Source organism: Lentzea indica (genome assembly GCF_012184385.1).
Taxonomy (GTDB): Bacteria; Actinomycetota; Actinomycetes; order Mycobacteriales; family Pseudonocardiaceae; genus Lentzea; species Lentzea indica.
This window is the reverse complement of record NZ_VSRL01000314.1, coordinates 1-9,502: the sequence shown is the minus strand read 5'-3', so window position 1 is coordinate 9,502 and position 9,502 is coordinate 1. Positions and strand designations below refer to the sequence as shown.

Sequence of the window (9,502 nt, the reverse complement as noted above, 5' to 3'; positions counted from 1 at the left end):
GCCGCGCTGACCGGGGTGCCGGCGAACGCCGCCCAGGTGGCGCCACCGTCGGTGGAGTAGGCGCCGCGCGCCTCGCCGCCGTTGCCGACGCGGACGACGACGTTCGGCTTGGTCTGTGCGAAGTCGATGCCGGTGGTGGTGGTGAAACGTGGTCCGGAGGAGGCGGCGGCAGGCACCTCGTTCACGTTGTCGTGACGGAATCCGCCGATGTCACCGAGAGCGCTGACCAGCTTGCCGCTGGGTGGCACGACCAGGCCGAGAACCGCGGTCTCCTCCAGTCCCTTGACGGGGATCGTCCAGTGGGTGGAGCCGCCCTTGTCCGCCGCGGTCACGTCCTTGCTCGCCCACAGACCCGCTCCGGTGCCGTAGATGACGTGGCCGGAGTCGAAGGGGTCGATCGCCAGCGCGCCCATCCAGTGGCCGATGTGGTCGCCGACGTACGGCGCTCCGGACGCGTCACGGACGGAGGTGGCCCCTAGCGCCTTCCAGGAGGCGCCGCCGTCGGTGGAGCGGAACAGCTCGTCCGACGGCCACCAGCGGTCGAGGGTCGTGACCATCACCGTGGCAGGGCGCTGCGGGTCCACCGCGAGACCGGCGTAGCCGAAACCGTTGCCGGGCATCGGCGAGACGTCCTTCCAGTCGCCGCTGGACGGCGTGTGCTTCCACACCGAACCGGCCTTCACGCCGTTCGGGCCGGGGGCGTCGGTGTACGTCACGTACAGCGAGCCGTCACCGGACAGGACGCCGTGGTGCGGCAGGTGGCCGGTGGGCTGACCGGGCACGGCCTGCCAGGTGGCGCCGCCGTCGGTCGAGCGGTACAGCGACGTGGTCTTGTCGGCGACACCTACGTAGATCGTCTTGCTGCCGGCGGGGCCGAAGGTGACGAAGGACAGGCCGACTCCGCTGCTGGCACCGTCCTTGACGGGGAAGCTGGAGACCTGGCTCCACGTGACGCCGTAGTCTGTGCTGCGCCACAGCCCGTTCTTGCGGGTGCCCAGGTACAACGTGTCGTGGTCGGCTGGGTCGATCGCGAGCCGCTCGCCCATGGACCGGCCGTCCTCGTTGCTGCCGAGCTTGAACGGCAGGCTGGTGCGCTGGAACGTCCTGCCCTGGTCGGCCGAGCGCAGGATCGAGGCGTTGCCCGCCCACTCGTTGGTGTAGGTGCCGGCCGCGAGGTACACGCGTTCGGGGTCGACCGGGTCGGTCGCCACGCTCTCGATGCCCAGGAGGTTCCAGTCCCCCGCCCAGTCGGTCAGCGGGATCCACTGGCCCGCCTTGGCGTCCCAGCGGTACGCGCCACCCATGTCGGTGCGCGAGTACAGCAGGTCCTTGCGGCTGGGGTTGAAGACGAACCCGGTCACGAAGCCGCCGCCCGCGATGGGCACGTTGCGCCAGGAGTACCGGCCGGACGCCGAGGGTGCCGGTGTGGACGGTGCGGCGGACGTGGTCGGGGAAGGCTTCGGCTGCGCGACCAACGCGGGAGGCTTGGGCGTGGCGGCGGTGGCGGCTTTCGCCAGCTTCCACCGCTGTTCGGCACCGCCGCGGTCGGCGGCCTGCACGACCGCCTGGCTGTCAGCGCCCTCGTTCACGCAGAGCACCATCCCGCTGCTGCGCGAGACGATCTTCACCTCCCCGTCGCCGACCTTGCTGATCTTCCACTGCTGGGAGGGCGCGCCGGTGTCCGACTGCTGTTCGACGTTGGAGGGGGAGGTGTCGCGTACTCCCAGCACCTTCGAGCTGTTGTGGTTGACCAGCTGGTAGAAGCCGTCCTCCACCGGCTTGACCCGCCATTGCTGGCTGGCGGAACCGGCGGTGGGCTGCTCCTGCTGGATCCGGACGCCGTCCGCGTTGTCCGATCCGGCCACGTCCAGCGCGTTGCCGCTGCGTGCGGAGACGAACTGGTAGTAGGCGGCGGCGTCCACGGACACCGCGTCGGAGTCGTGCCGCACGAACAACAGGTAGGACAGGCAGGAACCGGCGACCGCCGATGCGGTCAGCGCAGCGGCGATCACCTTCCTGTGACGGGTGCGTGTCCTTCTCCGGTTCGGTGTGGACACGGGCTTCTTCATCGCGGCAACTCCCAGCGCTCGATCGTCTTCAGCACCTGGTTGCCGCGGCGGGCGGAAAGGTTTCCGTCCGGGCGAGAATTTCTGCGTCGGGTTATCTGGACGGCTTGTGGTGGTCCAGGATCGCCGTCACCAGGGCACGTGCACTGGCCGGCGGTCCGTCCGCGCCCATCGCCTGCGCGGTGCTGTTCGTGCCCTCCCAGATGATCGACAACTGGTCGGCGAGCACCTCGGGCTCCGCGACCCCCAGCTGTCCCGCCAGTTCGCCGAACCGCTCGCGCACCCACGTCTTCGCGCCGACCGCACCCTGGTGGGCGGGCAGCGCCTCGTCGGGGAACTCCGCGAGCGTCATCATGCAGGCGCATCCACGGAACACCTCGGGACGGATGTCCTCGGCGAGCGCGTCGAACATGGCGAGGATGCCCGCACGCGGGTCGGGACCCGCCGCGGCGATGGCGGTGTCGAAGCGGGCCTGCGACTGTTCCCTCGACCGGGCAACGTATGCGGCGACCAGGTCGTCCTTCGTCGCGAACGCGCGGTAGAGCACGTTGGGGGACACCCCGGCTTCCGCCGCGATCTTGTCCACGCCCGTCGCGCGGATGCCCTGCCAGTAGAACAGGCGGCTCGCGACGTCCAGGACGAGCTCCCTGGTCTCGGCCGCCGTCCGGCGCATCGCGGTTCTCCCTCTTGCTCGGTGCTGGTGCCGCACGCTAGCTTACAGGTGTTGTAAGGGAACGTTCCCTTACAACACGACTGAGGGGATGAGATGACGAACAGGACAGCACTTGTGACCGGCGCCTCCCGCGGCATCGGCCGAGCCATCGCCGAGCGACTCGCCGCCGATGGCGCGCTGGTGGCCGTGCACTACGGCTCCAACAAGGCAGCCGCGCTGGAGACCGTCGCCGCCATCGAGGCGGCCGGCGGGCATGCGTTCCCGGTCGAGGCCGACCTGGCACAGCAGGACGGCGTCGACGTGCTGATCGACGGACTCAAAGAAGGCCTCGCCGGCAAGCCGTTGGACGTGCTCGTGAACAACGCCGCGGTGTTCGGTCCCGGCATCGACGCGACGGAGGACGAGTTCGACCGCGTGTTCCGGGTGAACGTGCGCGCGCCGTTCTTCATCATCCAGAAGGCGTTGCCGTTGCTGCGCGACGGTGGCCGGATCATCAACATCTCGTCGGGGGTCACCTGGTTCGCGGTCCCCGAGGCGGTCTACGCCATGACGAAGGGCGCACTGAACACGCTCGGCCGGTCGCTGGCGAACACGTTGGGGGACAGGGGGATCACCGTGAACACGATCGCACCCGGCATCACCCGCAGCGACATGAACACCTGGCTCGACGACGTGCCCGGCGCCGCGGACGGGGTCGCGAAGATCGTCGCGCTCGGCAGGGTCGGCGAGGCGGCCGACATCGCCGACGCGGTCGCGTTCTTCACGACGCCGGACAGCAGGTGGGTCACCGGCCAGGTCCTGGACGTCAACGGCGGGCTCTACCTGGGGCCGCGAGCCCCGCTGCACCACTGACGCACGCCCAGGTCATCAGGGGTTGCCGAGCGGCTCCGTGCTGGGCCGGTCCGGAACCGCCGGGCCGGCCCAGGCCGGAGCCGCGTCAGCTCAACGGGCACGTTCCGCGCCGCACGGAGCTGTACGCGTCGTTGTGCGGGAAGAACCCCCGCGTTCCGGTGTCGGACTGGTAGTACGCGCCCTGGTAGTTGGGCTCGGTGTACCAGCAGAACGAGGCGCCGCTCCTGTTCCAGCCGGACGTGATCCGGTTGTTCAGGTAGCCGCCGTTGAACTGCGCCAGGTCGGGAATCCGCTGCTGGATGGCCACGTACCGGCCCCCGCCCTTTTCGTGCTCGAAGCCGCACATGTGCGACGGCGGGCAGTCCGCGTACGCGGTGACGCCGATCTCACCCGCCTGCGCGGTTCCCCCGGTGAGCGCCGACGCGGCGGCCAAGGCCACCGCGACCCCCGCGATCGTCTTCTTGATGCCGAACACCATCCCTGAATCCCCCTCAACGGTTGTTCGCTTGCGAGAACGATGTTGCTGGGGATCGATCACGGGGAACAGGTCACCAACCGGCCATCTGTGACCTGCCTGTCAGGCGTGCAGGGGCAAGACAAAGCCCGGCCGGTCGAACTGCACCCGGCCGGGCTCTGGCGTAAGTCCGCGCATGCCACTCGGTTGGTACCGGCGGCTGCAGGGCTGACTAGGCGGGGACGACGTTCTCCGCCTGCGGGCCCTTCTGGCCCTGCGTGATCTCGAAGGAGACCTTCTGGCCTTCCTGGAGCTCGCGGTAGCCCTGAGCGGCGATGTTCGAGTAGTGAACGAAGACGTCGGCGCCGCCACCGTCCTGCTCGATGAAGCCGAAGCCCTTTTCAGCGTTGAACCACTTGACGGTTCCGGTGGCCATGTGCACTCCAAAGCATGAGATCGGCCCTCGCACGATGCAAGGACCGGGGTTGATCCGCCATGGCCGGAGACGCTGAACAGCAAAACGCCCGTGACACGTGATCACGGGCGACCGGTACTTCGGAACCATGACTGATGGGCACCACGCTACACCCACGGACATTCGGGCGGCACCCTGATCCCTCTGTCGTCGCTCACTCTTGGTGTGAGCAGCGCCACTCCGGTTGCTCTGCGTTACGCGACGGCGGTTCCCTCGAGCTCCACCATCAGGTCGGGAATCGCCAGCCGGGTCACGCCGAGCATCGTGGTGGACGGTGCCACCCCGGCGGCGCCCAGCCGCGACGCCAGCACGCCGTAGTGCTGGAACAGCAGGTCGACGTCGGTGGTGTAGACGGTGAGCCGGACGAGATTCGCCAGGGACATGCCGGCCTCGGCGAGAACCGCCTCCAGGTTGTCGAGGCTCAACGCCACCTGCGCGGCCATGTCGCCGGCGTGCTGGGGCTTGCCGTCGCCGTCCACGGCGGTCTGTCCTGAGCAGTACAGGGTCCTGGTCTGCCCGGAGACGACCTCACCTTGGTTGAACCCCATGTCCACCGACCACGACCACGGGTTGATCGCCGTTCGTTCCGCTGCCACAACAGCTCCATTCGAAATCGTCGAGAAGTTGTTGATCAGCCTTCCGGCAAAACACGACATCCTCTGTCGTGTTTTCTGGCACGATTTTCGGCATGCGCGCCGACAGGTTGGTCTCGCTGGTGCTGCTGCTGCGCCAGCGCGGTCAGCTCACCGCGGACGCGCTGGCCCGCGAGCTGGAGGTGTCCACTCGCACCGTGTTGCGCGACATCGAGGCTCTGTCCGCAGCCGGCGTTCCGGTCTACGCCGAACGTGGCCGGCACGGCGGGTTCGCGTTGCTGCCCGGTTTCCGGACCGAGCTCACCGGACTCAACCACGACGAGGCCCTTGCCCTGCTGACCGCCGGATCGGGCCGTGGCGAGCAGGTGCTCGGCCTCGGTTCGGCTCTTGCTTCGGCCATGCGCAAGGTGGTCGACGCACTGCCTGAAGGTCATCGGGCCACGGCGAGTGACGCGGCCCAGCGATTCCTCGTCGAGCCGGAGACCGATCTGCTCTCACGCCGGCTGGTCACCGAGGAGGTGTCACGCTCCACGATGATCGAGGTCCGGCGCGCGGTGCTCGCGGGGCACAAGCTGCGCATCCACTACGCGGCCACGGGGCAGAAACCGCAGTGGCGCACGGTGGACCCGATCGGCCTGGTCACCGTGCGCGACCGGGCCTACCTGCTGGCCACCAGATCCGGCGCGGACCGCACCTACCGGCTCTCTCGGGTGCTGGCCGCCGAGGAACTCCCCGAACCGGCGCAGCGCCCTGACCGGGTCGATCTGGACCGGATCTGGCGGCAACGCTGCGCGCGGTTTCTGTCCGACGGCCACATCACCGTGCTGGTGCGGGTGAACCCGGCACGGCGGGAAGACCTGCTCAACACCGCGCTGGCCGTCCGCGCAGAGGAACCCGACGCGGACGGCTGGCTGCGGCTGGAGGTGACCTTCCAGGACTCGTGGCACGCCGAATGGGCGCTGTGGCAGCTCGGCCTGAACGCGGAAGCCCTGGCCCCGCAGTCGCTGCGCACCTCACTGCGCAACCGCGCCGCCGCGATCGCCACCAGGTACGACGACTAGAAGCCGATGTATCGCGGGCGTATCGAAAAACGCATACGCCACCGCAACCGTCTTCCGTCTTCAGTGGAGGCACGAGCCATGGAAGCGGGGGAGAGAGTGCTCAACAGGTGGCAGGACTGGGTCGGCACGTTCACCGGCGTCGTAGCCCTCACGGTGGTCGCGCTGCCGGTGGCCGCGGTGGTGATGTGGGTGCTGGCGCACCGCCGGAGTGCCAACGGGGCCGAGCAGGCGTGGCGGAGGTCGGTGGCGGAGGTCGGCATGGTCCACGGGACGGTGCCGGGGGTGTGGATGATCCTGTTGCCGGGCGAAGAGCCCGGCGTCGTCCGCGGCGCGCTGACCCTGGTACCGCTGAGGGACCTGCTCGAGATGAACACGGGCCAGATCGTCGGCAACCTGCTGGTGTTCGCGGCGCTGGGATTCTTCGTGCCGCTGCGGTTCGCGGCGCTGGCATCGATATCGCGGATCCTGGCGCTCGCGGCCGGCTTCTCGGCCCTGCTGGAGATCGCGCAGTACCTGTGGCTGGATCGAGTGTCCTCTGTGGACGACGTATTGCTCAACGCCGCGGGCGCAGGGCTGGCGGCCATGGCGTCCCGCCACTGGTGGCGTGCCCGGTCGGGCACGCCGGTGCTGTCCCCAGCTGCCTAGGCTGCGGGTATGCGCGTGCTGATCGTGGAGGACGAGCCCTACCTGGCGGAAGCCGTCCGTGACGGTCTCCGGCTGGAAGCGATCGCCGCCGACATCGCGGGCGACGGCGACACGGCCCTGGAACTGCTCGCCGTCAACACCTACGACCTCGCGGTCCTCGATCGCGACATCCCCGGTCCCTCCGGCGACGAGATCGCGCGGCGCATCGTCGCGTCCGGCAGCGGCATCCCGATCCTCATGCTCACCGCCGCCGACCGGATCGACGACAAGGCTTCCGGGTTCGAGCTCGGCGCCGACGACTACCTCACCAAGCCGTTCGAGCTCCGTGAGCTCGTCCTGCGGCTGCGGGCGCTCGACCGCAGGCGCGCGTACGTCCGGCCGCCGGTCAGGGAGATCGCGGGCCTGCGGCTGGATCCCTTCCGCCGGGAGGTTTTCCGCGACGGACGCTACGTCGCCCTCACCCGCAAGCAGTTCGCCGTGCTCGAAGTCCTCGTCGCGGCCGAAGGCGGAGTCGTCAGTGCGGAGGAGCTGCTGGAGCGGGCCTGGGACGAGAACGCCGACCCGTTCACCAACGCCGTCCGCATCACGGTCTCCGCCCTGCGCAAGCGACTCGGCGAACCCTGGCTCATCGCCACGGTGCCGGGCGTCGGCTACCGCATCGACACCGGGCACCACTCGTGACTAGGCCTCCTGGGCTCAGCGCCCGGCTGAAACTCACCCTCAGCTACGCCGGACTCGTCCTCGTCACGGGCGCTGTCCTGCTGGCCGTCGTGTGGATGTACCTGCTGCGTTACGTACCCGACAAACCCCAGGGCCTCATCGGGATCTCACCCAGCCGATACCTGCTCACGCGCATTTTCGGCCCTGCCGCGGCCGTCGCGCTGGTCATCCTGCTCGTGTTCGGCCTCGTGGGAGGGTGGATCCTCGCCGGCCGGATGCTCGCACCGCTGACGCGGATCGCAGACGCGGCACGGACGGCCGCGAACGGCTCGCTTTCCCACCGGATCCGTCTCGAAGGCCGTGAAGACGAGTTTCGCGAACTCGCCGACGTGTTCGACACCATGCTCGAACAGCTCGAGTCCCACGTCGCCGAACAGCGGAGGTTCGCGGCGAACGCCTCGCACGAGCTGCGCACGCCGCTGGCGATCTCGCAGGCGCTCCTCGACGTCGCCCGCAAGGACCCCTCGCGAGACCAGAGCGAACTCGTCGAACGCCTGCACACCGTCAACACGCGGGCGATCGACCTCACCGAGGCTCTTCTGGTGCTCAGCCGTGGCGACCGCGGAAGTTTCACCCGCGAGCCCGTGGATCTCTCGCTGGTCGCGGAAGAAGCCGCGGAAACGCTGCTTCCTCTCGCCGAACAGCGCGGGATCGCTCTCGACGTCACCGGAGAGGCAGCCAGGACAGTCGGCTCCGCGGAACTCCTGCTGCGGATGGTGATGAACCTCGTTCAGAACGCCATCGTCCACAACGTTCCCGAGGGCGGAGGCACCGTGACGGTGCACACCGAGTCGCAGCACCAGGCGAGCGTGCTGCGGGTTGAGAACACGGGCCATCCGGTACCAGCGGAGCTGGTACCGACCCTCACCGAGCCCTTCCACCGCGGAACGGGACGGGTGCGCACCGATGAACACGCCGGTGCCGGACTCGGGCTGGCCATCGTCGCCAGCATCGTCCGGGCACACGAAGGGGCCCTCGACCTCGCACCCCGCCCCACCGGCGGTCTTCGTGTCACGGTCCGGCTTCCCGGTACGCCGTGACAGGCGTGGAGATCGCTAGCGCTTCCTGCGTCGACCCGCCAGGCTCGTGACGGCGGAGATCGCGCTCCACACGACAACCCAGACCCGCCACGGAACGTGCGACACGTCCCTGCGCGGCTTGGGCCGAGGCTCGCGGACCTCGACTTCGTTCTTCTTCTTGGCGGTCTTCGTCATGCGGTTATGCCTCCATGCGGGGGCTCGTGGGCCTGAGCAGCGAGCTCACGGCAGGTCCGTCCACTGGCCAAGGGCTACACGGGGTGACGCGGGTTTGAAACCTTGTCCTCGAAGAGCGTGCAGCAGAGCGTCGAGTTCGCCAAGCCTCCTGGGCGCGGATGCCGCTTCTAGGGCGGCCATTTTCCCACGCGGCGGACTTATGCGCGAGCATCGCAGGTCAGATGCGATGAGGTCGCCCGTTCAGCGGTGTGCGCGGCTCCAGAGGGCCGGCCAGCCGTCCTTGCCCAGCAACGCTGCCGGGACGAGCAGCCCGTGCTCGGCGACGCGGTCCCCGAACAGGTCCACCTCCGCACCGAGGTCCGCCGCCGCGGCCAGCGCGTTCTGCCACGGCCCGTTCTCGTCGGACAGATCGCTGGCGGGAAAGCCTGGAACCACGGTCTTTCTCGCGGCGAGCACCTGAACCGTTTTGTCCTTTGTGGACGGATCTGCGCAAGTGGTCGCGATGGCCAGTGCGCACACCAGCTCGGTCGAGGGCCGGCGTGCCACGGACCGGGCCAGCGCGTCGTCACCGACCAGCTCACCCATGGCCGCGCGGACCGCCCGTGCCACCACGTCCATCGCGTAGGCCGGTGCGATCTCCGGGCGGCGCGTGAGAGCGCGCAGCGTTCGCGGCAGCGGTGAGCCGTCGGTGAGTGTCGCGAGACGGTCGTACTCGCGCAGTCCCCGGATCGAGCCTGCCCACCGCGGCG

The 9,502-nt window shown here is 69.1% G+C and carries 12 protein-coding genes; 5 read left to right on the top strand and 7 right to left on the bottom strand.

All coding sequences use genetic code 11. From position 1 onward, the window contains the following. Positions 1 to 2,069: RICIN domain-containing protein (locus tag FXN61_RS43515; RefSeq protein WP_167979688.1), on the bottom strand; the 2,069-nt coding region annotated here is incomplete at its 3' end. A gap of 91 nt (positions 2,070 to 2,160) precedes the next feature. After that, a complete protein-coding gene (locus FXN61_RS43510; protein ID WP_167979687.1) occupies positions 2,161 to 2,739 on the bottom strand; it encodes a TetR/AcrR family transcriptional regulator in 579 nt (192 codons plus the stop codon). A gap of 93 nt (positions 2,740 to 2,832) precedes the next feature. Between FXN61_RS43510 and FXN61_RS43505 the strand changes: the two genes are divergently transcribed. Next, on the top strand, positions 2,833 to 3,591 hold the full coding sequence (locus tag FXN61_RS43505; protein ID WP_167979686.1) for an SDR family oxidoreductase: 759 nt from the start codon (positions 2,833 to 2,835) through the stop codon (positions 3,589 to 3,591). Between the two features lie 85 nt (positions 3,592 to 3,676). On the opposite strand, the gene FXN61_RS43500 is transcribed toward FXN61_RS43505, so the two are convergent. The 3 genes from FXN61_RS43500 to FXN61_RS43490 all read right to left on the bottom strand — a co-directional run bounded on the left by FXN61_RS43500 (position 3,677) and on the right by FXN61_RS43490 (position 5,068). Further along, positions 3,677 to 4,069: a peptidase inhibitor family I36 protein gene (locus tag FXN61_RS43500; RefSeq protein ID WP_167979685.1), complete on the bottom strand. Its 393-nt coding sequence runs from the start codon at positions 4,067 to 4,069 to the stop codon at positions 3,677 to 3,679. 208 nt (positions 4,070 to 4,277) lie between these two features. After that, positions 4,278 to 4,481 carry a cold-shock protein gene (locus FXN61_RS43495; protein ID WP_167979684.1) on the bottom strand — a complete coding sequence of 68 codons (204 nt, stop codon included), beginning with the start codon at positions 4,479 to 4,481 and terminating at the stop codon, positions 4,278 to 4,280. Positions 4,482 to 4,714: 233 nt separating this feature from the next. Continuing rightward, complete coding sequence (locus FXN61_RS43490; protein WP_246292946.1) at positions 4,715 to 5,068, bottom strand: RidA family protein; 354 nt, start codon at positions 5,066 to 5,068, stop codon at positions 4,715 to 4,717. Between the two features lie 140 nt (positions 5,069 to 5,208). On the opposite strand from FXN61_RS43490, the gene FXN61_RS43485 reads away from it, so the two are divergent. From FXN61_RS43485 to FXN61_RS43470, 4 genes are all read left to right on the top strand, one after another. Next, on the top strand, positions 5,209 to 6,174 hold the full coding sequence (locus FXN61_RS43485; RefSeq protein ID WP_167979682.1) for a helix-turn-helix transcriptional regulator: 966 nt from the start codon (positions 5,209 to 5,211) through the stop codon (positions 6,172 to 6,174). Positions 6,175 to 6,252: 78 nt separating this feature from the next. Beyond that, a complete protein-coding gene (locus FXN61_RS43480; RefSeq protein ID WP_167979681.1) occupies positions 6,253 to 6,819 on the top strand; it encodes a VanZ family protein in 567 nt (188 codons plus the stop codon). A 9-nt stretch (positions 6,820 to 6,828) separates the two neighbouring features. Then, a complete protein-coding gene (locus FXN61_RS43475; protein ID WP_167979680.1) occupies positions 6,829 to 7,500 on the top strand; it encodes a response regulator transcription factor in 672 nt (223 codons plus the stop codon). Then, positions 7,497 to 8,579, top strand: a complete 1,083-nt coding sequence (locus tag FXN61_RS43470) for a sensor histidine kinase (RefSeq protein WP_167979679.1) — start codon at positions 7,497 to 7,499, stop codon at positions 8,577 to 8,579. Before FXN61_RS43475 ends, FXN61_RS43470 begins: the two co-directional genes overlap by 4 nt. Positions 8,580 to 8,594: 15 nt before the next feature. Here FXN61_RS43470 and FXN61_RS43465 read toward each other — a convergent pair whose 3' ends face one another. Then, the gene (locus FXN61_RS43465) at positions 8,595 to 8,753 is read right to left on the bottom strand and encodes a hypothetical protein (RefSeq protein WP_167979678.1); all 159 of its coding nucleotides are present in this window, start codon (positions 8,751 to 8,753) and stop codon (positions 8,595 to 8,597) included. A gap of 240 nt (positions 8,754 to 8,993) precedes the next feature. Further along, positions 8,994 to 9,502 (bottom strand): hypothetical protein (locus tag FXN61_RS43460; RefSeq protein WP_167979677.1); only part of this gene is annotated, 509 nt, incomplete at its 5' end.